The following is a 23,033-nucleotide window of genomic DNA, read 5'->3' on the forward strand; positions in this document are numbered from 1 at the left end:
ACAGGACAGACCTGCGGCCAAGAAATCGACATTTCCGGCCACTCGCTGGTCCGCGCGGGTCAGCCGGGCAGCGCGTCGAGCTGTCGGCTTCCCGGCCGGTCAGGGTCGTCGTCGAGCCAAGTGGTTGTGGCGGCCGCGACCGCACCCGAGTGGTTCCGCGCTAAATCCGGCGCAGGGCCACTTCGGCGAGCTCGGTCCAGTCGGCGAGCACTTGTTTGCGGCGGGCACGGTCGCGACCGACCATCTCGTCGAGGGTCGCGCCGCGCACCAGGTTGATGGTGAGCCAGAAGGCGGAGTCGAGGCGGGCGCGGGGGATTTCCCGGCCGATGAGTTCGGCACAGCGGTCGAGCAGTTCGACGGTGAGATCGTGCTGCACGCGCAGCATCTCGCGACGCAGCTCGCGGTCGTTGGCGATGCCGACGTAGAGCTCGACGCAGGCGCGGCCGAGTTTGCCCGCGAAGGTGGCCGTCACCAGCTCGACGAGCACGGCTCCCGCCGCGGAGTTCGCGGGCAGCGTGCGTAGCTTGCGGTGCAGCGCCTGGCGCTGGCGCTCGGTGAGATGCCCGATGGTCTGGGCGAACAGCTCATGGCGGGTGTGGAAGTGGTGCAGCTGGGCGCCGCGGGTGACGCCGGCGCGCGCGGTGATGTCGGCGATGGAGGCGCCGCCGTAGCCCACCTCGGCGAGGCTGTCGATCGCCGCGTCCAGCAGCTGCGCGCGGGTCCGCAGACTCTTCTCCTGGTGCTTGTTCGGCGGCAGATCGGAAACCATTCGTGCAGTATATCGGCTAGAAAGTACATGCTGCCTTGCATGCAATTGGATGTTGGCCATAATGTGTTGGCAAGCCGACCACCCCCGCCGCGGAGATGATGAGATGCCTGTCGACCGACTGCTGCCCACCGAGGAGGCGCGCGATCTGATCGAGCTCACCAGGGAGATCGCCGACAAGGTGCTCGAGCCGAACGCGGCGGAGTTCGAGAAGCAGGAGAAGTACCCGGAGGAGGCGTTCCGCGCGCTCGGCGCGGCCGGGCTGCTCAGCCTGCCGTACCCCGAGGAGTTCGGCGGCGGTGGTCAGCCCTACGAGGTGTACTTGCAGGTGCTGGAGGAGCTGGCCGCGCGGTGGGCCGCGGTCGCGGTGGCGGTCAGCGTGCACAGCCTCTCCTGCCACCCGCTCTTCGTCTTCGGCACGCCCGAACAGCAGCGGCGATGGCTGCCGGAGATGTTGTCCGGCACCATGATCGGCGCGTACAGCCTCTCCGAGGCGCACGCCGGTTCCGACGCGGCGGCGCTGCGCTGCAAGGCCACCGCGACCGAGGGTGGGTACCGGATCGACGGCACGAAATCCTGGATCACCAACGGCGGACGGGCGGACTACTACACCCTGTTCGCGCGCACCGGCGAAGGATCGCGCGGCGTCTCCTGCTTCCTGGTCCCCGCCGACACCGAGGGCCTGAGCTTCGGCAAACCCGAGGAGAAGATGGGCCTGCGGGCGGTGCCCACCACCACCGCTGCCTACGACGGCGCGTTCCTGCCCGCCGAGCGGCTCATCGGCGCCGAAGGCCAAGGTCTGTCGATCGCGTTCAGCGCCTTGGATTCCGGACGTCTCGGCATCGCCGCCGTGGCGACCGGCCTCGCGCAGCGCGCCTTGGACGACGCGGTGGCCTACGCCAAGGAACGCGAGGCGTTCGGCCGCCGCATCATCGACCACCAGGGCCTCGGCTTCGTCCTCGCCGACATGGCCGCCGCCGTGGACTCCGCCCGCGCCACCTACCTCGACGCCGCCCGCCGCCGCGACGCCGGCCTGCCCTACTCGCGGCAGGCCAGCGTCGCGAAGCTGGTCGCCACCGACGCCGCCATGAAGGTCACCACCGATGCGGTGCAGGTCTTCGGCGGCTACGGCTACACCCAGGACTTCCCGGTCGAGCGCTACATGCGCGAGGCCAAGATCACCCAGATCTTCGAGGGCACCAACCAGATTCAGCGCCTGGTCATCGCCAGGGATCTGGCCAAGGCCTGAGCCGAGCCGGATACCGAGGGCGCCAACCCAACTCGGCGTCGCCTCAGAGACTGCCACCGCCGCCGATCAGCCAGGGGTTGAAGGTGCACGCCAGTTCCGTCGGGACGGTCGGGTCGAGTGCGCGCAGCGCGATCGAGGTGGAGCGGGGCGAGTACATCATGGTCAGGTGGTCGGAGACGTCCTGCTCGCAACCCGCCTGGAGGGTGATGTTGTCGACCGTCGCGTCCGGGCCTGGGCGCAGGAAGGTCCAGTCGTAGGGGTTGGTGACCTCGTCGTAGCGCGAGCCGACCGAGGTGTAGGCCACGCCGGGGACGGTGTCGCCGTTGGCGTTCAGCGTCGCGTAGAACGCGGAGCCGACGGCCTGCTGAATGTTGGAGAGCCCGACGATGGGCTCGTAGAAGCCCAGGATGTTGACGCCGAGATTGTTGATCGCGCGGCCCAGCGCGGCGATGCCCATCAGCGAGGTGCCGTGGTGGGTGGCGCCGAAGGTGATCAGCTTGTCCACCTTGCCCTCGCCGCCGTCGAACTTCAGGTACCGATTGGCGACCGTGCCGCCCTGCGAGTGCCCGATGATGTCGACCTTCTCCGAACCGGTCGCCGCGCGCACCTGCTCGACGAATCCGGCGAGCTGGCGCGAGGACTCCTCCATCGGGCCTACACCGAAACGGCCGGGCAGGACGGTGCCGATGCCGCCGCCCTCCATCAGCCCGGAGCGGCCGAAGTTGAAGGCGAAGACGCAGTAGCCCGCCTTGGCCAGTCGCGGCGACATGTAGGCGAAGGTGTCGTAGGCGTTGAGCCAGGTGCCGTGCAGCAGCACCACCGGGCGGGGATGCGCGGCGCTCGGCTTGCAGTCCCACCGGTTGGCTCCGGGCGGCGCGGCGTCGGGATTTGTGAGGCCGTAGGCGAACGCCGCGAGCGCCGCGGACATCTCCGGGCCCTCCCCGACGGCCGCCGAAGCGGTGCTCTTGGCCCAACCGGAACCGCCGCTGCCGGTGTCCACGATCGCCTTCGGCTGCCGTCCGTCGGCCGCTGGCAGCAGCCCGGCGGTGATCGCGTCGGCCAGCGCCTGGGCGGCGGCGGACTCGGCACTCCCCTCCACGGCCGGGTCGGCGAACGTCACCCCCGCGGCCGATCCCTGCGCCAGCGCCAAGCCCGCGATCAGCGCGGCGCAGGCGAGCGCGCGTATGCCTCGTTGCTTCGTTGCAAACATTTCCGTACTTCCCATCCGCTACGTTGCGCCCCCCGGAATCGATATGGCGCAGAACACAATTGGGTATCAGCTGTGACGCGCGCCATCTCGCGGTGGCGGTATGAAAATTCAATACCGAATGGTCCAAGTCGTCACTGCACGGCCGGACGAAGAAAATCCGGAGCCCGTTGTCGCCGGTGACAAAGTTCTTGGCGGTCGCGACCGACGCGTTGTCGTCAACCCTGTCGTCGGCAACAATCGGCCCATGGCTGTCGCTTCACCCCCGGTGACCGGGGACCTCCCACTGGTGGCCCGTTTGTTGACCAGGTGGCCCCAGATCGCCGAGCGGATGCTCGCCGCCGGTCTCGGCGCCACACCGCCCGCCGCCGAGCTGCCCGCGGGTCATTTCACCGCCGAGGTACTGCCCACCATCTACGCCTGCGGGCGCGCCGTGCTCCAGGCCATCGGGGAGGAGCGCGCGTTCAGCAGGGCCGAGGTCGCCGCGTTTGTGGTGCCGGTCGCCGAGCGGCACGCCGAGGACCGTTTTCCGCTGGCGATCCTGATCGAGGCCATCCACGGTTCCGCGCAGTCGGTGCTCGCCGAGGCCGCCGCGCTCGCCAGGATCGACGAGAAGGACGAACTGATCGTCGTCGTCTCGCGGCTGCTCGACCTGCTCATGAACATCAACATCACCGTCGTGGAGACCTACACCGAGGTCGAGCAGTCCATCTACAACGCCGAACGCGAGGCACGCCGCGAACTCTGCGCCGCCCTGCTGCGCGGCCAACCCGCCGACGAGCTCGCCGCCCGTGCGGACACGCCGCTGACCGACCGCTACACCGTTCTCGCCATCCATCTGCGCCCGGACGACCAGTACAACTCGGTTGCCGACCTGCTCGCCCGCCGCCGTATCCGCATCCTGCACCGCACGCTGGACGCGCTCAGCAACGGCACCGCGCTTGTCACCTTCGACGGCGGAACCGGAATCGCGTTGCTGCCCAACCACTCCGAGTCCATCGCCCCCGATGCCGCGCGCCATCGGGGCCTCGCCACGGAACTCGCCGAGCAGTTCGGCACCCCGGTGTATCTCGCCGAGTCCCGCGGCGTGCCGCGTGCGGATCTCCCCGGCTCCGCGGAGCAGGCGGCCGAGGTGGCGACCCTCGCCCGGCTGCTCAACCGCCCGACCGGCCGCTACCACCTCGACGACCTGCTGCTCGAGTACCAGCTCACCAGGCCGGGCCCGGCGCGCGACCGGCTCGCCCAGCGCATCGCCCCGCTGCTGAACAATCCGCACCTGCTCGAGGCGCTGGAGGCGCACCTGGAGTACGGCTCGGACCGCAAGGCCGCCGCCGCGCGCCTGCACGTGCACCCGAACACGTTCAGTTATCGGCTGCGCCGCATCGCCGAGCTGACCGGTATCGATCCCGCCGACCCCACCAACTCGCGGATGCTCGCCGCGGCGCTCACCATCCACCGGCTCTACCCGGCGAACGACACCGCCTGACCGGTCACCGCCTTCCTCTCTGCCGTGCGCGGTTATTGATCGACCGCGTCCAGCCGCGTGGGCGTACCTCCGCCTTCGCTGCGGCCATGCGCGGCTATCGACGGACTCCGTCCGGCAGCGCCTGCCGGGCGTACTCCGCCTTCGCTGCGGCCATGCGCGGCTGTCGACGGACTCCGTCCGGCAGCGCCTGCCGGGCGTACTCCGCCTTCGCTGCGGCCATGCGCGGCTGTCGACGGACTCCGTCCGGCAGCGCCTGCCGGGCGTACTCCGCCTTCGCTCCGCCCGTGCGCGGCTATTGGTTGACTGCGTCCAGCTGTATCGGGTGCGCCTTCTGGTGGTACATCGCGGTGTCGGCGTCGTGCAGGATCTCGGTCGCGGTGCGCGGATCGCCGGGCACGATCAGCGTGACGCCGATCGAGGCCCGGACCGCGAGCCGATGTCCTTGGGCGACAATAGGTTCCGCCACCGAGGCGGCGAGCCGCTGGATGACCGCCTCCGGGCCGAGCTCGTGCCCGCCGAGCAGGACGAGGAACTCGTCGCCGCCGAGCCTGCCGACAAGATCGCCGCGGCGTACCGCGCGCAGCAGTCGCTGGGCAACGATTTGCAGCACGACGTCGCCGACCACGTGCCCGTGCGAGTCGTTGATGGCCTTGAACCCGTCGAGGTCGACGAAAAGCACCGCCGACAGCGGACCGCCCGCGGGGTGGGCGAGGGCCGTCTCGAGATCGGACAGGATGGTGGGCCGGTTCAGCAGCCCGGTCAACCCGTCGTGCGTGGCCTGGTACTGCAATTCGCGCTGGCTTGCCCTGGTGGCGGTGATGTCGGTGAACGAGCTGACCACCGGCGATCTCCGGTCGGTCGGCTCGAGCAGGCGGCAGTTACCGGCCAGCCAGCGGCGGTGATGGTCGGTGCCGTCCACGCCGAAGACGAAGCGGGTGACCGGCTCGCCGGTCGCCATCGTGCGCGCGACCGGATGACGGGTGGGCGGCAGCGGAACGCCGTCGCTGTCGACCATGCGCAACGGCAGCGCGTCGAACCTGGCGCCGACGAGTTGTACACCGCGACAACCGAATATGCGCACTGCGGCCGGGTTGATCGACTCGATCATGCCCTGCCTGCTTATCACCACGACGCCCTCTTCCAGCTGCGAGACGATCGCGGTGAAGTGCTGTTCGGCCCGGCGCTGGGCCTGCTCGGCCGCGTGCTGAGCGCTCAGATCGTGCAGCACCACCTGGTAGGCGCGCCTGCCCTGCCAGATGGTGAGCACCGAGACGGTCTGCACCGGGATGCGAGCCCCGTCGGCGCGCAGCAAGGTGAGGACCGCCCGCTTCGAGGCGTCGCCGGTACTGGGCGAACCCTCTATTCGGGCCAGCGTCGAGGCGACCGAATCGGGTGCGACGAAGTCGCTGACCGGGCGTCCGACGATCTCGTCCGCGGACCTGGCCGCCAGCAGGCGAACCCCGGCCGGATTGAGATAGACGACGACGCCGCCTTCGTGTACGCAAATGGCATCGGGGGAGTGTTCGACCAGCGATCGGTACCGCTCGGCCACCTGCTCCGGATCGCCCACCATGGTCTTGTTCTCGTCCATGCGAATCCCCGTTCGACGAACGACGCGCGGTCGGTGTCCACATTGCTTGGAACCCGCCGGATCCGGCGATCGCCCACCCTGCCGATCCGAACGGGGTTTGGTGCTGCCATCCACTAGCCGAGAGCGAGATTATGAGACTCGTTGGTATCGAAGGTCAAGGATACCGCCTGCGGTTACTGAACAGCAATCGCCGCGCCCGGGTAGGGACGCGACCCTCGGCCTCGATAGCGAGCCAACGCGGCCCACCGGTAAGCTCGCCGGGTCGCAGCATCCCCTTGATCTATCAGTACGACAACGCAGATCGCTTGTGGCGCATGGCTCGGTCGCGCGCGGCCGCCGGATGCGCTTTGTTCCGAACGCAAGATCGCAACCGTTGGACGATCAGAACCAGGGCATCTACATGACCAATACGACCACCCAGGCTCCGGCGCCGAAGCCGGATCTGGCGGCCGAGGCGGGCGCGCAACTGTCGCATCGGCAGATTCTCACCATCCTCTCCGGCCTGCTGCTCGGCATCTTCCTCGCCGCGCTCGACCAGAACATCGTCAGCGTCGCGATCGTGCCGATCGCAAACAGCCTGCACGGATTCGACGAACAGGCTTGGGCGACAACCGCTTATCTGATCACCGCCACCATCACCACGCCGCTCTACGGCAAACTCGCCGACATCTACGGCCGTAAACCGTGGTACCTCATCGCCATCGGGCTGTTCGTGGCCGGCTCGGTGGCGTGCACGTTCGCCACCTCGATGTACGAGCTCGCCGCGTTCCGCGCGTTCCAAGGACTCGGCGCTGGCGGCCTGATGTCGCTGGCCTTCACCATCCTCGGCGATATCGTCCCCGCCCGCGAAAGGGTCCGGTACCAAGGCTATTTCATGGTGGTATTCGGATCCTCCACCGTGCTCGGGCCGGTGCTCGGCGGGCTGTTCTCCGGCTACGACGAGCTCGCGGGCCTGGCGGGCTGGCGTTGGGTGTTCCTGGTGAACGTGCCCATCGGCCTGCTCGCGTTCGTGGTGGTCGCCAAGGTGCTCGATGTGCCGCATCAGCGCCAGCCGCACCGCATCGACTGGTTCGGCGCGCTGACGCTCACCATTTGCGTTGTGCCGCTGCTGATCGTCGCCGAACAGGGCAGGGAATGGGGCTGGACCTCGGACCGGGCGCTGATCTGCTACGGCGTCGGCGCGGCGGGGCTTGTGCTGTTCGTGTTCGTGGAGTTCCTGATGAAGGACGCGGCGCTGATCCCGCTGCGATTGTTCCGTAACTCCACCTTCAGCGTGTCCATCGTCGGCGGCTTCATCGTCGGCATCGCGATGTTCGGCGCGATCGTGCTCGTGCCGCTGTATTTCCAAGTGGTGCGCGGATATTCGCCGACGAAGGCCGGCCTGCTGATGCTGCCGCTGGTGGTCGGCATCATGATCGGCGCGCAGATCGCCGGAATCGTCACCAAGCTCACCGGCAGGTACAAGATCCTGCCGGTGGCAGGATGCTTCCTGATCGCGCTCGGCGCGGCGTTGCACGGCGGGGTGTACTACGACAGCCCGCTGTGGGAGCCGCTGCTGTACGGCGGGGTGATCGGCTGCGGCCTCGGCGCGTGCATGCAGACGCTGATCATCGCCGCGCAGAACGCGGGACCGCGCACCGACATGGGCGTCTCGACCGCGGCCGCCACCTTCTTCCGTCAGATGGGCGGCACGCTCGGTGTCGCGATCTTCCTGACCATCCTGTTCAATCTGCTGCCCGGCCGGATCGTCGACGCCTTCGGCGGGCAGCTGCCGGAGGGCTTCGACACCGCCCGGCTCGGCGAGTTGCAAAGCGACACCGGTGAACTCGCCGCCATGCCCGCGGACCTGCGCGCGCCGATCCTGATCGGCTTCACCGACGCGATGGCTGGCGTGTTCTACGTCGCGGCGGCGGTCGCGGTGCTCGCGGGCGTTGTGCTGATGTTCATGAAAGAGATTCCACTGCAAGACGATCCGATCGTGCCCGAGCCGGGGCCGGACGGTGCGGACAACTCGAAGAGCTGGGCGGAGTCGCAGGTATGGGCGGGCGCGGCGGAGGTCTTCTCCGAACCGGAACCTGTGCTCGCCGCCGCGGCGGAATCCCGTTCGCTGTTCGGCCGCATCCAGCACGAGGACGGGCATCCGGTGCCCGACGCCGCGCTGACGCTGATCGACAAGAGCGGGCGTCAGGTCGCGCGGGCGGTGGGCGACGCCAACGGCGGTTACTCCATCGATGTGCCGGACGCGAGCACATACGTGCTGATCGCGGCCGCGGCCGGGCACCAGCCGACCGCGGTCAGCGTCGTCGCGGGCTCGTGGCCCCAGGAACTCGACGTGAAGCTGATGGGGTCGGGCACCGTCTCCGGAACGGTCAAATCGTCGGGCAGCGGCAAACCGCTCGGCGGCGCCACCGTGACGCTGACCGATCGGCAGGGCGAGGTCGTCGGCGCGACGGTCACCGCGGACGACGGCGCCTACGTCTGCCACGGGGTCGTCTCCGGCACCTACACGATGGTCGCGCTCGCCGAGCACATGCGCCCGCACGCGACCACGCTCACCGTGCCGGACAGCGGGCTGCTACGCCACGACATCGACATGGAACCGAACGCCGTGCTCGCCGGATCGGCGCTGGCCGACGGCCGCGTCGTGCCGGATGTGCAGATCATGCTGCTGGACATGGCGGGCGATCTGACGGCCACCGCGCGCACCGACGCCGACGGCCGGTACGTCGTCCCCGATCTGCCGGAGGGGCAGTACACCGTTGTCGCGCGCGGATATCCGCCGGTGACCAGCCGGGTGACGGTGTCGGGCGGCGAGGCCGTGCACGACGTGCGGCTCGGCTACGGTCGCGACGGCGAGAACTGAGCGCGACCGGTCAGTTCGCGGGCGCCGCCTGCTCGCCGCTGCGGCTCACCTCGTAGCCGAGCAGGCGTTCGGCCTCCTCGATACCGCCCTGGAGGTCGCCGACCGCGTTCATCTTCGACAGGTCGAGGCCGATGGTGACCAGGGTCAGCGCGATCTCCGAGGACAGGCCGGTGATGATCACGCTGGCGCCCATCAGGCCGGAGGCGTCGACGGTCTGCACCAGGTGGTTGGCGACGGTGGAGTCGATCGTCGGCACACCGGTGATGTCGATGACGACGACCTTGGCGCGGTTGTTCCTGATCGCGCGCAGCAGCTGTTCGGTGAGCTGGCGCGCGCGTTGGCCGTCCAGCACGCCGATGATCGGCAGGATCAGCAGCTGCTCGCGCACCTGGAGCACCGGGGTGGACAGCTCCCGGATGGCTTCCTGCTGCTGGCGGATGATGCGCTCGCGCTCCTCGACGAACGAGATCGCCACGGTGCTCGCGATGCGATTGGCCGCGGGCTCGTAGGCGTCCAGCACCCGGTTCAGCAGGTCGAAATCGGACTGGTACTTCTCGAACAGCGAGCGCGCCAGCACATCTCGCAGCAGCAGCACGATGCCGAGGACCTCGTCGGTCTCGACTCCTCGCGGGATGATGCGCTCGGACAGGTCGCGCGCGTAATCCTGTAGCGCCTCGACCGAACCGGTCTCCAGCACCGCCACGTAGTTGTCGTAGACCGAGGTGACCTCGGAGAACATCTCCTCGGCGGTCATCGCGGTCAGCAGCTGAGCCTCGGTGATCAGTCGCGCCCATTCCTCGCGCAGCGCCGTCCGGTTCTGTCTGAGGTGCCGGACCAGCTCCGAGAGCAAGCCCGCGCCGCCGCCGTTCGCGCCGAGTTCGGTCACGACGGCGTCGAACACATCGGACACGTGGTCCTCCAACGATCTCGCAGCCGAGCGCCTTTCGCGGCGCCTGCCGAATCGTATACCTCACCTGTGCGGTGCGCCGCGTTTCGTCGGCGACGCACGATTCCCGTCCCCGCCGTGTCGAATTCGCGCGGCGGCCTGCGCCATGAGGTGATGCCGGTGGGTGCGCCGACCCGCTCGGGCAGACCCGAGGCGACTCGCTGGCCCGATGTCGGAAAGCCTAGTGCCGCACGGTGTCCGGGCGTCCTGCCCGCGCCGCGGTGAACGCCTGCACGACGGTGACGGCGGTGAGGGCCAGCAGCGCGGGGACCCAGCTCCGGGTGTGGTCGCGCAGGATGCCGAGCAGGACCGGGCCGAGGGCGGCGAGAACGAAGCCGACGGTTTGAGCCATGGCCGCGAGGACGGTGGCCGCGGCCGCGTCGGCGGCGCGTTCGCTCTGGAATGCCATCGCCGAGGCGAGGCAGGCCCCTGACCCGACGCCGAGCAGTCCGATCGCCAGCGGGGCCGCACCGGGCGCGAGGGCCAGCAGCAGGAATCCCGTGGCCTCGACCGCGCTGGCCGTCACGCGAGGCGCCGCTTGGCCGCGACCGTGCGTGCCAGCCACGGCATCGCGTTGATGGCGGCCAGACCGAGAATCTGGACGGTGAACAGCGCGAATCCGGCTGCCCACGGTGCTGTCCCGTTGTCGTGCAGCACGCTCGGCAGCCACGCGAGGGTGGTGTAGAACCCCAGCGCCTGCAATCCCATGAAGACGCTGACCTGCCAGGCCAGCGCGGAGTTCCACGGCATCGGTACGCGGGGCGCGGGCCGCGGCGGCTTCGGCATGGACTCCGTGGCCGACCACGCCCGTAGTGCGACGACGACCAGCAGCGCCGCGGCGGCGAGCGCGGAACGCCATCCACCGGGCAAGTTTTCGGCCAGCGGCACCGCGATCCCCGACGACACGGCGGCCGCCGCGGTCATCGCCGCCACGTAGCCCGCGGTGACCGTCATGATCCGCGCGGCGGGGACGGCGCCGCGGACGATCGCGGGCAGCAGCACGTTGGCGTACCCGATCGCCGCCGCGATGACCACCGTCCCGGCGAACAGACCCGTCGAGCCGGGCATCGAGCGCAGCACGATCCCCAGCAGCAGCGCGGCCAAGGCGAGCCGCACGAGCTGTTCGGCCCCGCGATGCACGGTGTGCAGCACCACCGCGGGCACCGCCGCGAAAACCAGCAGCGGCAGCGCGGTGAGCAGTCCCGCCGTCGCGGCGGACAGCCCGGTGTCGTGGGCGATGGCCGGTACCAGCGGTCCGACGCAGGTCAACGGCGCCCGCAGGGTCGCACCGGCCAGCACGATCCCGGTGACCGGCCGGACCGCACCACTCATCTACCGGCGGTACGGGAAGGTCATGCGACGAAGCAACCCGTCGCGTAAGACCAACGCGTGGAACAGGACCGCGCAGATATGTGCGGTCAGCGGGAACACCAAGAGGTACGCCAGCGCACTGTGCGCGGTGCGCAACGCCGCGTACAGCTCGGCGTCGGCGGGGGCGATCGCGGGAACACGCAGGCCGCCGAGCACACGGATCGGGACGCCGGACGCCGACACCAGCGCCCACCCGATGATCGGCTGGAGCAGAAACAGCGCGTACATCAGGATCTCGGAGCCGGTCGCGACGAGCCGCTCCGGCCGGGACATGGTGTCGATCTGCGGTGGCGGCCTGCGCCGCAGGCGGTAGGCGATGCGGATCACGGCCAGCGCCAGGATCGCCAAGCCGATGGTCTTGTGCCAGCTCAGCAACCGGCCGTAGTTGCCGAGATAGCCGACCATCGCCGCGCCGATGCCGATCATCGCCAGGATCAGAACGGCCATGAGCCAGTGCAGAATACGGGCGGCAATACCGAAACGGGTTGTGTCGGTGGTGAGTTCGCCGAGCGTCATTGTCGTCAGACCTCCCGCACCAGCACCGCGCCGGTGGGTTTCGACTCGCCGGCGCGGCGACGGTAGGACTCGCTGTAGGCCGCGGATCGCGCCTGGAGCAGCGGATCGTCGGAGGGCTCGATTCCGTTGGGCAGCACCAGTGGATCGAAGTTGACGTCCTGAACGTTGTCGGCCGATTCGGTGTCGACGCGGTCGAGCACGACCGTGCCGACGTGCACGGCGCGGCGGTCGCTCGGCCACATCCGGGTGGCGTCGTCGGTGGGATCGCCGGGCTCGCCGACGACAACGACGAGCCGCCAGCGCAGCGGCCTCGCCTTCAGATCGGCGACGAGGCCGTCGAACAGGGCGCTGTCACCGCCGCCGGGTCCGGTCGCCGGAGGCGGGTCGTCCGGTTCGAGCCGCCAGCGTACGGGGACGGTGCTGCCCTCGCCGTCGGTGAACCGGAAAGCGTTGAGTCCGAAGAAGGCCGAGGCCGCGAAGGTCGGCGCTGGCGCGCCTTGCTCGATGACGCCCAGCGCGGCAGCGGTTTTCGGGTGGCTCTCCAGGTACTGCTTCATCGTGGCGGCGTCGGGCTTGCCGGTGGCCGGGTCGGGGGCGAACGCCAGGGTGCGTTCGTAGAAGTCTTGCGGGGTGGCGTCCAGGAAGACCGGGATGTTGATCATCGCCATCCGCCACTCCTCGCCCCCCGGCAGGAACAGCCGCAGCCCGAGTCCGCGCGGAGCGGTCGGCGCGTCGGGCATGTGCGGGTTGCCGCCCGCGAGGGAGAACCGTCCGGCCAGGCGGTATAGACCGGCCCGGAACACCGAAGCCTTCGACAGCTCGACACCGCCGCCGTTGCTCTCGAAGTATCCGGCGACGGCCACCCCTTTGGCATGGTTGCGGCGGCAGCCTGGGAAGGAGCCGCCCGCGGTGTCCTGTAGTCGGTCCACCAGGGCGCGCGCGGTCAGGCGCCACGGACCGATGCGGTTCTCGGTGAACAGGAACCCGCCGATGCCCGCGGCTCCGAGCGCGGCGACGGCCGCGCCGCCGAGCAGGGTGCGGCGATTCAGCGGGAAGGAATTCGGCTGTGCGTCGGTCATCGTCCGTCCTTCTTCGTGCGCCGGTGTGGCGGGTTCGGGTGCGCGGCGCGGGTCACGGCGGACCCATCGCCTGGAGCCGGTCGATCAGCACCGGATCGATGTCGGGCTCAACGCGCTGAATCCGGGCGTCAGGAAGCCGGTGGTGGTGACGGCGACCAGATAGCGCACGTCGCGGATGTCTCGGCCGATGCGGCGAAGGCAGGCGCGAACCGCGGCCGCGCCGGTCCGCACCCCTTGCGTCCGGTGCTTGGCCAGCAGTTCACCCTGGGTCTCGATACGGAACGCGCCCTCGTGATCACGGGGTGGCAAGGTGAGGTAGCGCGTTTCGATGCCGCCGTTGAGGAAGACGCCGCGGATCTTCGCGTCGGTGATGTTCAGCAGGTCGAGGAGTTCGCGTTGGCTGTACCGGTTGGGCGGATTGGCGGTGGCCACACCGAGCAGCCGAGGGAGCGCGGCCGGTGTCGACCGTGGTTCGGGTCGTAGCTCGTCGTCGGGTCTTTCGATTTCGATTGTCGAGGCGGTCATGCTCTGGTTCCTTTGATTATTCGTCAACCCTGTTCCGCGATCCGGCCGACTGTTCGGACGCGAGTGAACGCGCGCGTTTACATTCGACCTGCCGCTCGAGGGCGGCGTCGGCCGGATTTGTCCGTGAGCACCTGATGAAGCAGTTATGCAGTGGTTCGAATTTCGATCACGAGTTGTCGAATACCCCCGTAGTTCGGCAATCGATACACGTACGCAGATCCCCGAGGTAGCGAATTCGTTGCGACACCAGTCGGTCCGACGTCGCTTCCCGCACCGATTTCGAACGGTACACCAGCGCGATGTACTGCGACAACCCTGGAAACAGGGGCTCGAACCGTAGAACTGCTCTTCTGTAAGTCGAAAGATGTTGTGGTGCAGCATTTTTCGTTGATATCGGCGACGCGCCAAGATGGTACGTACACGTATGAGTCTGGCGGGAATCGGTCGGAAAGATATTGGACGAACGACTAGAACGGCGATGTCGGCGGTTCGGATCGTGGTCTAATCGGCGGATGGATTCACTGACCTCGCGGCTGGTGCCCCACGTGTTCCCGGACACGCCTGGACATCTGATCCGTTTGCTCTACCAACGCCACAACGCGCTCTGGCACGCCACGGTCGGGGATTCGATCACGCCAACGCAATTCGCCATTCTCAACGTCGTCTATGCGGAGGGGCCGCTGACCCAGCACGAGGTGTCCGTACGAATCAGCACGGACACTTCCACGATGGCGCAATCCGCCGGAGTCCTCGAACGGAAGAACCTGATCAAACGGTCCGTCAACCCGGCCGACAAACGCGAACGCCGGATCGCCCTCACCCGCACCGGTCGCCGCGAGTACGCCCAGCTCCTACCGAAAGCCGATGAAGTGCAACGACTCCTGTTCTCCGTCCTGGCCCCCGATGGACACGACGGCGCCCTCGCCGTCCTTCGCACGCTCGCCGGAATCGAGGCCGACGGTGCGAGCGTCGACTGTCTCTAGACCGTGGAACGTCAGGCGCGGGCGGCGGCCAGCTCCACGACGGTGATGTCGGAGGGCGCGCCGACCCGCACGGGCGGACCCCATGCGCCAGCGCCGCGCGTCACGTAGAGCTGCGTGTCGCCGTGGCGTTCGAGTCCGGCGACGGTCGGATTCGCCAGCGCCGCAAGGAGATTCCCCGGCCACAGCTGGCCGCCGTGGGTGTGCCCGGACAGCTGGAGATCGACGCCGTGCGCCACCGCGTCGTGGATCTGGATGGGCTGGTGCGCCAGCAGCACCGCCGTGCGGGCGGGGTCGCGGTCGCCGAGCGCCTTGTCGAAATCCGGTCCCTGCCCGATGCGCTCGCCCTGCACGTCGTTGACGCCAGCCAGGTCGAAGCCGGGCAGCTCGGTCCGATCGTTGGCAAGCAGGCGCAGTCCGAGATCCCGCACGTGGTCGATCCATTCCTCCGCGCCGGAGAAGTACTCGTGGTTGCCGGTGACGAAGAACGCGCCGTGCCTGGCCCGCAGCCGAGCCAGCGGCTCGACGGCGGGGCGCAGGTCTTCGACGCTGCCGTCCACCAGATCGCCGACCACCGCGATGAGATCGGGCTGGGTGTCGTTGATCGTGCGGACGACGCGCTCGGCGAAACCCCTGCCGAGGATCGGGCCGAGGTGCACGTCGCTGACCACGGCGATCCGGAATCCGTCGGCCGAGCGGGGGAGTTTGGCCAGCGGGATCGTCAGCCGCTTGACCTGCGGTCCGTTCAGCACGCCGTAGGCGCCGACACCGACGGTGGTCGCCGCGGTGAGCGCGGCGGTTCCGGCTATCGCGCGGGAGACGAAGATGCGTCGGGAGACCGTTGCGGATTCTCGGACTCCTTCGACCGAAGTGCTTGCCGCCGAGCCTGTTTCGCTTCCTGTAGTCGCGTCGCCGGTTGGTGCGGCTAGTTGGCCGCTGGGGCCGGTCGAAGTGGCTGCGGCTTTTCCGCCGCTCACGGGTGCAGCCGCCGTGTGGTCGCGCCGTACGGCGCTGGGCGGAGCGCCGGTTGTCATGGTGAGCCCTTCGCCGAGTCCGGTCGAAGGTTCCGGTGCATCGGCCGATTCGAGCTTGCTTGTCGAAGTGCCTGCACCTCTTGCCGATTCGCGCGCGAACACCCGCAGCAACACCGGCCGCAGCACCTCTCCCGCCAGCAGCGCGAGCAAGAGGTACACGAACAGCGCGCCCCAGAAATAGCCCGGCCACGCGATGGCCTGCACCAGCGGAAACGGCAGTCCGGCCGATTCGGCGAAGAACGCGGCGAGCAGCAGTAGCGGAGCCGCCACCAGCGCCGCGGTCCCGATCCGTCGCCCAGGCGACCCCGGCACTGTCGTGTCTCGCACCAGTCGCCGCCACAGATACCAGTGCAGCCCGGCGAAGACCGCGAGCACCACGACGCCGATCAGCACCGCCACAACGACCACCGCGCAGCCCTCTCGACACAACCGAACGGAGTTCGCCGACAGCCGCGCATGGCCGTGGCGGAGGCGGGATACGCCCACTCCCGAACCGACCGTTCCGACCTTACGCGGATGCGCTCGGCGGAGCAGGGGACGATGTCACCCCACCTCGGTAGCCTCGAAGCATGTGCCGAAACATCACAGCCCTTCGCGGGTTGGAGCCCGCGGCGACACCGGAGGAGATCCAGGCGGCGGCGCTGCAATACGTGCGCAAGGTAGCTGGCATCTCCAGCGTGTCCGCGGCGACGCGTCCGGTTGTGGAGGCCGCGGTGGCCGACATCGCCGCGGTGACGACCCGCCTGCTCGCCGAGCTGCCGGACCGCAAGGTGCCGCCGAAGTCGGTGCCGCCGCTGCGCCGCCCCGAGGTGCAAGCCAGGATCGCGGCGCGGGGCTGAGCCGCCCGCCGGAAATTCGGATGCGCCGCCGGACGCGTCCGGTTACTGTCGCGCCCATGCGAATCGTCATCGGCAAGAAGATCCGCGATGTGGACATCGGTTAAGCCCGAGAGCTGATCGGACGCCATTCGGCGGTCCTGATCGACCTCGGTACCGGCGACGGACGCGCGGTTCTCACCGCGGCCGCCGCCGACCCGCGCCGGTTGGTCATCGGCGTCGACGCCAACGCGGCGGGCATGATCGAAGCCTCCCGCAAGGCCGCGCGCGGCAAGCTCACGAACGCGCTGTTCGTGGCGGCCGCCGCCGAGCACCTGCCCGTGGAACTGGAAGGCGTCGCCGACGCGGTCACCGTGTACTTCCCGTGGGGTTCGCTGCTGCGCGGCGTTGTGACCGCGGACCCGGTCGTCGTGGCGGGCCTCGCCGGGTTGCTGAAGCCCGGCGCGGCCCTGTCGATCCTCGTATCGGTCACCGGGCACGACCGCGGTTCCGGGCTGCCGCCGATCGGCGGGAACGAGCTGCGTGCTCTCGCCGAGCCTTACGCGGCCCACGGCCTCACGATCGACGAGGTGACGCCAGCGACGGCTTCGGACATCGCCGCCACCGGTTCCTCGTGGGGCAAACGCCTCGGCGCGGGATCTCAGCGCAATGCGTGGCGGATCGCGGCGCGTCTTTCGGACGCGCCGCGGCCGCTGGAAACCACTTCCGAGCAGCGGGCGATCACAGGGACCGGGCGATGATCTCCTTCATGATCTCGTTGGTGCCCGCGTAGATCATCTGCACCCGGTTGTCGACCCACATGCGAGAGATCGGGTACTCGGTCATGTACCCGTAGCCGCCGTGCAGCTGGAGGCACTCGCTGGCGACCGACATGGCCTTGTCGGTGGTCCACCACTTCGCCATCGCCACGGTCGGGATGTCGAGTTCGCCCGCGATGTGCTTGGCGATGCAGTCGTCGGTGAAGACGCGCGCGATCTTCGCCTCGGTGGCGACCTCGGCCAGCTTGAACTTCGTGTTCTGGAAGCCGAAGACCGGGCGGCCGAACGCCTCGCGCTCCTTGGTGTAGCGCAGCGTGTGCTCCAGCGCGGTCTCCATGCCCGCCACCGAGCCGACCGCGATGATCAGGCGCTCCTGCGGCAGCTGCTGCATGAGCTGGATGAAGCCCTGGTTCTCCTGCGCACCGAGCAGGTTGCTCACCGGGATGCGCACGTCCTCGAAGAACAGCTCGGAGGTGTCCTGGCCCTTCTGACCGATCTTGTCCAGCACCCGGCCGCGCCGGAAGCCGGGGCGGTCCGCCTCGACGAGCACCAGGCTGATGCCCGCCGCGCCCTGGGAGGTGTCGGTCTTGACCACGACGATGATCAGGTCGGCCTGTGCGCCGTTGGTGATGAAGGTCTTGGAGCCGTTGACGACGTACTCGTCGCCGTCGCGGACCGCCTTGGTCTTGACGCTTTGGAGATCCGAGCCGGTGCCGGGCTCGGTCATCGCGATCGCGCCTACGACCTCGCCGCTGGCCATCTTCGGCAGCCAGTGCCGCTTCTGCTCCTCGGTGCCGTAGGCGAGCAGGTAGTGCGCGACGATGCCGTTGTGCAGGCTCTGGCCCCACGCGGTGTCGACCACCCTGGCCTGCTCCTCGATCAGCACGGCCTCGTGCGCGAAGGTGCCGCCGCCACCGCCGTATTCCTCCGGGATGGAGAGGCAGAGCAGTCCGAGTTCGCCCGCCTTGTTCCACAGGTCGCGGTCGACGTGGTGCTGGGCGATGTACTTGTCGACGTTGGGCGCGACTTCCTTCTCGAAGAAGGCGCGCGCGAGTTCGCGCAGCGCGTCCAGGTCGTCGTTCATCCAACACGACCGGTAGGCGGCCATCGAGACTCCTTAGGCTCGGCGTATTACTGGCGATACTTGTGACCAGTGTTTACGGGTACAGTGTGTACCATCGGTTGCGCTGGGACAAGACGGAATCTCGAGCTGGACGCAGCGCAGGCGGAGAGTGGATACAGCGCCCGTGGAGGTCGGATACGGTGAGCCGCGTGGGACGACAGCGCTGGACCGATACCGCCGAAACCCGCCGCTCGGGCGCGCGCGGGCCGGGCGGTGACGAACGCCGTCGTGCGCTCGTCGCGGCCGCCGTCGCGGCGATCGAAGAGCACGGGCCAGAGGCTTCGATCGGGCAGATCGCCGACCGCGCCGGGCTGGTGCGCACGCACGTCTACCGGCACATCGCGGGCAAGGAAGAACTCGATCGCGCCGTCGCGCGGCACGCGCACGCCGAACTCACCGCGCGCATCCGCGCCACCTTCGACGTCGACGGGACGCCGATCGATGTCATCCGCGCGCCCATCGCCGAACACGTCGCCTGGGCAGGGGAGCATCCGAATCTGTACCGGTTCCTCGTGGAGCGCAACTATCGCAGCGGCAACGACGAACCGCGCATCGGCGGCAGCGCCTTCGCCTCCGAGATCTTCGCCGCCGCAACGCGATACATTCCGCGCTTCGGTTCGGACCGGGCCGCGGCGGAGCGGCTCATCATCGCGCTGCTCGGGTTGATCGACGCGTCCGTGCGCTGGTGGCTGACGCACCGGGAGAGCACACGGGAGACGCTGGTCGACCAGCTGACCGCCGAGGCGTGGCTGTTGATCGACCATCGCTTGCGCGCCCTCGGCATCGCGCTCGAGCCCGAGGCGCGACTGCGGGACCTGCTCATCGCGGGTGAGGACTACCGCGGCGAGGCGAGCTGACCGGCCGTCGATCAGCTCCGCTGCGCGGCATCGCTCATCAACGCCTCGGCGAACGCCGCGAACTCCGCGCGGAAATCCAGGTACGCCGCGCGCAATTCGCGGCCCGGCCAGCGGCGGGGCAGTAGTTCGGCGGGCAGCATCGGGTCGTTGAGGATGTGCCGCACCGTCGCGGCGGCGATCTCGAAACGGTCGCCGATGGCGTCCGCCGCCGTCATGGCGGCCAAGAGCAGTCGCGCGTTCTCGGCCCAGGCGTCCGGCTGGAAGAGTCGTTCGGCGAGTTCGCGGTCCGGTTCGCCGGGGTGGCCGGTGAAGATCGTCAGGCGGCGCGCCGCGGCGGCGGGGAACTCGGTGCCGAGATTGTCCGGCCTGGTCCACACGCCCTCGCGGAGTTCGCCGAACTTCTTGGCGCGCAACACTTCCCGGAACGCGGCCCGGTCGGTCGAGTCGTCGGCGCCGACCGTCACGATGGCGAGCCGCCAGGCGCCGTCCCATTCGCCCGTCGGCGGATGCATGGCCTCGTCCTGCCGGTTCTGCCGCTCGATCAGCCGAGGCGCGAGGCGGTAGGCGCTGTCCCTGCGCTCCAGATCGCCACCCGCGACCATCCTGGTCAGCGCCGCGCGCACCGCCGATTCCTGGAGTCCGAGCCCGGTCGACACCCGCACGATCCAACTGACCGGCGCCTCGGCCGGATGCGCGCCGAGCAGCGCGCTCAGGATCGCCGACCGCGCGGTCAGCTTCCGTACCGGCGCACCACGCGAATCCATGCCCCGATGCTAGCCACAACCCGCCCACGGTTCCCGCCTGCCGCACGCAGGGTATTGCAATTGTCCGGCGCGTGACGCAGTCTTGTAATAGACCTGGGAGGACGGACGGATATGCCCACACACGAGGTGACGAATCAGGTTCCACCGTTGGTGGATTTCGACGCGGCGGAGCAGCCGGTGATCCTGGAGGCCCTGCGCAGGGCGGGGGCCGAATCGGCCATCGACGACGTGCGCGCGGTCGGCAAGGTCGCGGGCAGCGCCGAGGCCCAGACACTCGGCGACCTGGCCGAGGCGCATCCGCCGGTGCTGCGGACCCACGACCGCTACGGGCACCGGATCGACGAGGTCGAGTACGACCCGAGCTACCACCGGTTGATGGAGTACGCGGTCGGCTTCGGCCTGCACGCCGCGCCGTGGGCGGACAGCGGTCCGAGCCCCCATCTGGTCCGCGCCGCGAAGATGAGCGTGTGGAGTCAGGTCGACGCAGGCCACGGCTGCCCGATCTCGATGACCTACGCCGTGGTGCCCGCGCTGCGCGCCAACCCGGAGCTCGCTGCGCAGTACGAGCCGCTGCTCGTCGCCAAGGAATACGACCCCGGTCTGCGCGTGCCGTCGACCAAGCGCGGGCTGATCGCGGGCATGTCGATGACCGAGAAGCAGGGCGGTTCGGACGTCCGCGCGAACACCACGGCCGCGGTGCCGAACGCGGACGGCACCTACCGCATCACCGGGCACAAGTGGTTCACCTCGGCGCCGATGTCGGACTTCTTCCTCGTCCTCGCGCAGGCGCCGGGCGGACTGTCGTGCTTCTTCGTCCCGCGCGTGCTGCCCGACGGCACCCGCAACACCTTCAACCTGCAACGCCTGAAGGACAAGCTCGGCAACCACTCCAACGCGAGCAGCGAGGTCGAGTACGACGACACCGTCGGCTGGTTGGTCGGCGCGGAAGGCCGCGGCGTCCCGACGATCATCGAGATGGTGAACCTGACCCGGCTCGACTGCACGCTCGGGTCGGCCTCCGGGATGCGGGCGGGCGTCGCCATGGCCGTGCACCACGCCACCCACCGCCGCGCCTTCGGCGCCCACCTGATCGACCAGCCGCTGATGCGCAATGTGCTCGCCGACCTGGCGCTGGAGGCCGAAGGGGCGACCACGGTCGCGTTGTGGCTCGCCGAGGTCACCGATCGAGCCGTGGCCGGTGACGAGACCGCCGACCGACTGCGCAGGATCGCGCTGGCGGCCAGCAAGTACTACGTCTGCAAGCGTGGACCGATCCACGCGGCCGAAGCCCTGGAATGCCTTGGCGGCAACGGGTACGTCGAGGAATCGCGGATGCCGAGGCTGTACCGGGAGGCGCCGCTGATGTCGGTGTGGGAGGGCTCGGGCAACGTCGCCGCGCTCGACACGCTGCGCGCGCTGGCCAAACAGCCCGAAACCCTCGGCGTCTTCCTCGACGAGGTGGAGCAGGCGCGCGGCGCGGACGCCAGGCTCGACGCCGCGATCGCCGCGTTGCGCGATCGGTTCACCGACTTCGACACGATCCAGTACCGCGCCCGCCGTGTGGTCGGCGAGATGGCGCAGGTACTGCAAGGCTCGCTGCTGGTGCGCTACGGACATCCCGCGGTCGCCGACGGCTACACCGCGAGCAGGCTCGGCCGCGATCGCGGCGACGTCTTCGGAACTCTGCCGCACGGCGTCGACACCGGGTCCATCATCGAACGCGTGATGCCCAAGCTCTGACTCCATCCGATCGAAAGGGACTCTCCCGTTGCCCGACTACACCGATCACGCGGGTACCCGCCCCGCCGCCTGGTACGAAGGCCTGACCGAAGGCAAGGACTCGCTGTTCGCCGACCGGGAACAGGCGTCCTCCGACATCCGGTACCGGACGCTGACCTACGAGGTCACCGATCGGGTCGCCCGCATCACCTTCGACCGCCCCGACCACGGCAACGCGATCACCGCCGACACCCCGATCGAACTCGCCGCGGCGGTCGAGCGGGCCGACCTGGACCCGCGCGTGCACGTGATCCTGGTGTCCGGCCGCGGCAAGGGGTTCTGCGGCGGCTACGACCTGTCGATCTTCGCGGAGAACGGCTTCGCACCGGACGGCGGCGCGGCGCCGGTGGACGGCACGGTCCTCGATCCCACCGTGCAGGCGCGCAACCACAACCCATGGGGCACCTGGGATCCGATGGTCGACTATCAGATGATGAGCCGCTTCAACCGCGGCTTTTCCAGCCTGCTGCACGCCAACAAGCCGACCGTGGCCAAACTGCACGGCTTCGCTGTCGCGGGCGGCACCGACATCGCGCTGTTCGCCGATCAGATCATCTGCGCCGACGACACCAAGATCGGCTACCCGCCCACCCGCGTCTGGGGCATTCCGGCGGCGGGCATGTGGGCGCACCGGCTCGGCGATCAACTCGCCAAACGGCTGCTGTTCACCGGCGACTGCATCAGCGGCAAGCAGGCCGCCGAATGGGGCCTCGCCGTCGAATCCTGCCCGGCCGACGAGCTCGACGAACGCACCGAGGCACTCGTCGCCCGCATCGCCCGCATGCCGATCAACCAGCTGATCATGGCCAAGCTCGCGCTCAACAGCGCGCTGCTCGCTCAGGGTGTGGCGAACTCCGGAATGGTCAGCACCGTGTTCGACGGCATCTCCCGGCACACCCGCGAGGGCTACGCCTTCCAGTTGCGCGCGGCTACCGTCGGCTTCCGCGAGGCGGTGCGCGAACGCGACGAACCCTACGGCGACTGGAAGCGCGCGCAGTTCCGGGAGGACGCCGAGGGCTGACACCTCAGTCCGGCAGTTGCCGCATCTCCAGCAGGGTGAGGCCGAGGTTGTCGATCATGGCGAGCACGGCGCGCATGGCGGTCGGATCGGGCACAGCGCCGAACAGCGAGGTGGTGCCGGTGCGCGACGGTGCGACATCGAGGTCGGGAAAGGCGGCCAGGGCGCGGTCGGACAGTTCGCCGTCGATGATGAACTGGTACCTGGTCGGGACCGCCATGGCTCTCCTTCCTGTGACTGCGTGATGGTCGAGTCTCGCGCGCCGAGCGCGCGGCTCGCCTCACA

Annotated in this window: 22 protein-coding genes; 9 read left to right on the plus strand and 13 right to left on the minus strand. The window is 69.1% G+C overall.

Annotated elements, in window-relative coordinates:
* Nucleotides 1-160: 160 nt before the first annotated feature.
* On the minus strand, nucleotides 161-769 hold the full coding sequence (locus CRP45_RS14920; protein WP_067788814.1) for a TetR/AcrR family transcriptional regulator: 609 nt from the start codon (nucleotides 767-769) through the stop codon (nucleotides 161-163).
* Between the two features lie 103 nt (nucleotides 770-872).
* Between CRP45_RS14920 and CRP45_RS14925 the strand changes: the two genes are divergently transcribed.
* On the plus strand, nucleotides 873-2,015 hold the full coding sequence (locus CRP45_RS14925) for an acyl-CoA dehydrogenase family protein (protein ID WP_097245594.1): 1,143 nt from the start codon (nucleotides 873-875) through the stop codon (nucleotides 2,013-2,015).
* A gap of 43 nt (nucleotides 2,016-2,058) precedes the next feature.
* On the opposite strand, the gene CRP45_RS14930 is transcribed toward CRP45_RS14925, so the two are convergent.
* Nucleotides 2,059-3,225 carry an esterase/lipase family protein gene (locus CRP45_RS14930; RefSeq protein ID WP_097246082.1) on the minus strand — a complete coding sequence of 389 codons (1,167 nt, stop codon included), beginning with the start codon at nucleotides 3,223-3,225 and terminating at the stop codon, nucleotides 2,059-2,061.
* Nucleotides 3,226-3,469: 244 nt separating this feature from the next.
* Here CRP45_RS14930 and CRP45_RS14935 point away from each other — a divergent pair, with 244 nt between their 5' ends.
* Nucleotides 3,470-4,708, plus strand: a complete 1,239-nt coding sequence (locus tag CRP45_RS14935) for a PucR family transcriptional regulator (RefSeq protein WP_097245595.1) — start codon at nucleotides 3,470-3,472, stop codon at nucleotides 4,706-4,708.
* A 292-nt stretch (nucleotides 4,709-5,000) separates the two neighbouring features.
* Here the strand turns inward: CRP45_RS14935 and CRP45_RS14940 are convergent, their stop codons facing one another.
* The gene (locus CRP45_RS14940) at nucleotides 5,001-6,299 is read right to left on the minus strand and encodes a diguanylate cyclase domain-containing protein (RefSeq protein WP_097245596.1); all 1,299 of its coding nucleotides are present in this window, start codon (nucleotides 6,297-6,299) and stop codon (nucleotides 5,001-5,003) included.
* 400 nt (nucleotides 6,300-6,699) lie between these two features.
* Between CRP45_RS14940 and CRP45_RS14945 the strand changes: the two genes are divergently transcribed.
* Complete coding sequence (locus CRP45_RS14945; protein WP_097246083.1) at nucleotides 6,700-9,162, plus strand: MFS transporter; 2,463 nt, start codon at nucleotides 6,700-6,702, stop codon at nucleotides 9,160-9,162.
* A 10-nt stretch (nucleotides 9,163-9,172) separates the two neighbouring features.
* On the opposite strand, the gene CRP45_RS14950 is transcribed toward CRP45_RS14945, so the two are convergent.
* From CRP45_RS14950 to CRP45_RS14970, 6 genes are all read right to left on the minus strand, one after another.
* On the minus strand, nucleotides 9,173-10,084 hold the full coding sequence (locus CRP45_RS14950) for an STAS domain-containing protein (protein WP_372508145.1): 912 nt from the start codon (nucleotides 10,082-10,084) through the stop codon (nucleotides 9,173-9,175).
* A gap of 205 nt (nucleotides 10,085-10,289) precedes the next feature.
* Nucleotides 10,290-10,634: an MFS transporter gene (locus CRP45_RS34250; protein WP_218841149.1), complete on the minus strand. Its 345-nt coding sequence runs from the start codon at nucleotides 10,632-10,634 to the stop codon at nucleotides 10,290-10,292.
* Complete coding sequence (locus tag CRP45_RS14955) at nucleotides 10,631-11,440, minus strand: MFS transporter (RefSeq protein ID WP_218841150.1); 810 nt, start codon at nucleotides 11,438-11,440, stop codon at nucleotides 10,631-10,633. The genes CRP45_RS34250 and CRP45_RS14955 overlap by 4 nt, the downstream gene beginning before the upstream one ends.
* On the minus strand, nucleotides 11,441-11,995 hold the full coding sequence (locus CRP45_RS14960; RefSeq protein WP_097245597.1) for a cytochrome b: 555 nt from the start codon (nucleotides 11,993-11,995) through the stop codon (nucleotides 11,441-11,443).
* 5 nt (nucleotides 11,996-12,000) lie between these two features.
* Nucleotides 12,001-13,074, minus strand: coding sequence for a catalase family peroxidase (locus tag CRP45_RS14965; RefSeq protein WP_097245598.1), 1,074 nt, complete (start codon nucleotides 13,072-13,074; stop codon nucleotides 12,001-12,003).
* Between the two features lie 84 nt (nucleotides 13,075-13,158).
* Nucleotides 13,159-13,599, minus strand: a complete 441-nt coding sequence (locus CRP45_RS14970) for a beta-ketoacyl-[acyl-carrier-protein] synthase family protein (protein ID WP_245910154.1) — start codon at nucleotides 13,597-13,599, stop codon at nucleotides 13,159-13,161.
* 512 nt (nucleotides 13,600-14,111) lie between these two features.
* Between CRP45_RS14970 and CRP45_RS14975 the strand changes: the two genes are divergently transcribed.
* A complete protein-coding gene (locus CRP45_RS14975; RefSeq protein ID WP_097245599.1) occupies nucleotides 14,112-14,582 on the plus strand; it encodes a MarR family winged helix-turn-helix transcriptional regulator in 471 nt (156 codons plus the stop codon).
* Nucleotides 14,583-14,593: 11 nt separating this feature from the next.
* Here CRP45_RS14975 and CRP45_RS14980 read toward each other — a convergent pair whose 3' ends face one another.
* Complete coding sequence (locus tag CRP45_RS14980; RefSeq protein WP_097245600.1) at nucleotides 14,594-16,021, minus strand: metallophosphoesterase; 1,428 nt, start codon at nucleotides 16,019-16,021, stop codon at nucleotides 14,594-14,596.
* Between the two features lie 161 nt (nucleotides 16,022-16,182).
* Here CRP45_RS14980 and CRP45_RS14985 point away from each other — a divergent pair, with 161 nt between their 5' ends.
* Together CRP45_RS14985 and CRP45_RS14990 are read left to right on the plus strand one after the other, a co-directional pair.
* Nucleotides 16,183-16,452, plus strand: coding sequence for a DUF2277 domain-containing protein (locus CRP45_RS14985; protein WP_067788783.1), 270 nt, complete (start codon nucleotides 16,183-16,185; stop codon nucleotides 16,450-16,452).
* Between the two features lie 116 nt (nucleotides 16,453-16,568).
* Complete coding sequence (locus CRP45_RS14990) at nucleotides 16,569-17,189, plus strand: methyltransferase domain-containing protein (RefSeq protein ID WP_425436943.1); 621 nt, start codon at nucleotides 16,569-16,571, stop codon at nucleotides 17,187-17,189.
* Here CRP45_RS14990 and CRP45_RS14995 read toward each other — a convergent pair.
* Entirely contained in the window at nucleotides 17,170-18,315 is a 1,146-nt protein-coding gene (locus CRP45_RS14995; protein WP_097245602.1) for an acyl-CoA dehydrogenase family protein, read from the minus strand. The genes CRP45_RS14990 and CRP45_RS14995 overlap by 20 nt on opposite strands.
* Nucleotides 18,316-18,479: 164 nt before the next feature.
* On the opposite strand from CRP45_RS14995, the gene CRP45_RS15000 reads away from it, so the two are divergent.
* Nucleotides 18,480-19,187: a TetR/AcrR family transcriptional regulator gene (locus CRP45_RS15000; protein WP_097245603.1), complete on the plus strand. Its 708-nt coding sequence runs from the start codon at nucleotides 18,480-18,482 to the stop codon at nucleotides 19,185-19,187.
* Nucleotides 19,188-19,198: 11 nt separating this feature from the next.
* Here the strand turns inward: CRP45_RS15000 and CRP45_RS15005 are convergent, their stop codons facing one another.
* Nucleotides 19,199-19,951, minus strand: coding sequence for a PaaX family transcriptional regulator C-terminal domain-containing protein (locus tag CRP45_RS15005; protein ID WP_097245604.1), 753 nt, complete (start codon nucleotides 19,949-19,951; stop codon nucleotides 19,199-19,201).
* Between the two features lie 111 nt (nucleotides 19,952-20,062).
* Between CRP45_RS15005 and CRP45_RS15010 the strand changes: the two genes are divergently transcribed.
* Both CRP45_RS15010 and CRP45_RS15015 read left to right on the plus strand, forming a co-directional pair.
* The gene (locus CRP45_RS15010; RefSeq protein WP_097245605.1) at nucleotides 20,063-21,691 is read left to right on the plus strand and encodes an acyl-CoA dehydrogenase family protein; all 1,629 of its coding nucleotides are present in this window, start codon (nucleotides 20,063-20,065) and stop codon (nucleotides 21,689-21,691) included.
* Between the two features lie 28 nt (nucleotides 21,692-21,719).
* The gene (locus tag CRP45_RS15015; protein WP_097245606.1) at nucleotides 21,720-22,751 is read left to right on the plus strand and encodes a crotonase/enoyl-CoA hydratase family protein; all 1,032 of its coding nucleotides are present in this window, start codon (nucleotides 21,720-21,722) and stop codon (nucleotides 22,749-22,751) included.
* A 4-nt stretch (nucleotides 22,752-22,755) separates the two neighbouring features.
* Here the strand turns inward: CRP45_RS15015 and CRP45_RS15020 are convergent, their stop codons facing one another.
* On the minus strand, nucleotides 22,756-22,968 hold the full coding sequence (locus tag CRP45_RS15020; protein WP_067788771.1) for a hypothetical protein: 213 nt from the start codon (nucleotides 22,966-22,968) through the stop codon (nucleotides 22,756-22,758).
* Nucleotides 22,969-23,033: the final 65 nt, after the last annotated feature.

Origin of the sequence: Nocardia amikacinitolerans (genome assembly GCF_900215415.1) — a bacterium.
Classification (GTDB): domain Bacteria; phylum Actinomycetota; class Actinomycetes; order Mycobacteriales; family Mycobacteriaceae; genus Nocardia; species Nocardia amikacinitolerans.

Excerpts from the sequence above, each read along its gene's own strand:
- CRP45_RS14965 (WP_097245598.1), bottom strand. The coding sequence starts at position 13,074 with ATGACCGACGCACAGCCGAATTCCTTCCCGCTGAATCGCCGCACCCTG.
- CRP45_RS14935 (WP_097245595.1), top strand. The coding sequence starts at position 3,470 with ATGGCTGTCGCTTCACCCCCGGTGACCGGGGACCTCCCACTGGTGGCC.
- CRP45_RS14920 (WP_067788814.1), bottom strand. The coding sequence starts at position 769 with ATGGTTTCCGATCTGCCGCCGAACAAGCACCAGGAGAAGAGTCTGCGG.
- CRP45_RS14945 (WP_097246083.1), top strand. The coding sequence starts at position 6,700 with ATGACCAATACGACCACCCAGGCTCCGGCGCCGAAGCCGGATCTGGCG.
- CRP45_RS15005 (WP_097245604.1), bottom strand. The coding sequence starts at position 19,951 with ATGGATTCGCGTGGTGCGCCGGTACGGAAGCTGACCGCGCGGTCGGCG.
- CRP45_RS15020 (WP_067788771.1), bottom strand. The coding sequence starts at position 22,968 with ATGGCGGTCCCGACCAGGTACCAGTTCATCATCGACGGCGAACTGTCC.
- CRP45_RS14985 (WP_067788783.1), top strand. The coding sequence starts at position 16,183 with ATGTGCCGAAACATCACAGCCCTTCGCGGGTTGGAGCCCGCGGCGACA.
- CRP45_RS14960 (WP_097245597.1), bottom strand. The coding sequence starts at position 11,995 with ATGACGCTCGGCGAACTCACCACCGACACAACCCGTTTCGGTATTGCC.
- CRP45_RS14930 (WP_097246082.1), bottom strand. The coding sequence starts at position 3,225 with ATGTTTGCAACGAAGCAACGAGGCATACGCGCGCTCGCCTGCGCCGCG.
- CRP45_RS14995 (WP_097245602.1), bottom strand. The coding sequence starts at position 18,315 with ATGGCCGCCTACCGGTCGTGTTGGATGAACGACGACCTGGACGCGCTG.
- CRP45_RS14925 (WP_097245594.1), top strand. The coding sequence starts at position 873 with ATGCCTGTCGACCGACTGCTGCCCACCGAGGAGGCGCGCGATCTGATC.
- CRP45_RS14975 (WP_097245599.1), top strand. The coding sequence starts at position 14,112 with ATGGATTCACTGACCTCGCGGCTGGTGCCCCACGTGTTCCCGGACACG.
- CRP45_RS14955 (WP_218841150.1), bottom strand. The coding sequence starts at position 11,440 with ATGAGTGGTGCGGTCCGGCCGGTCACCGGGATCGTGCTGGCCGGTGCG.
- CRP45_RS15010 (WP_097245605.1), top strand. The coding sequence starts at position 20,063 with ATGCCCACACACGAGGTGACGAATCAGGTTCCACCGTTGGTGGATTTC.
- CRP45_RS14970 (WP_245910154.1), bottom strand. The coding sequence starts at position 13,599 with ATGACCGCCTCGACAATCGAAATCGAAAGACCCGACGACGAGCTACGA.
- CRP45_RS14940 (WP_097245596.1), bottom strand. The coding sequence starts at position 6,299 with ATGGACGAGAACAAGACCATGGTGGGCGATCCGGAGCAGGTGGCCGAG.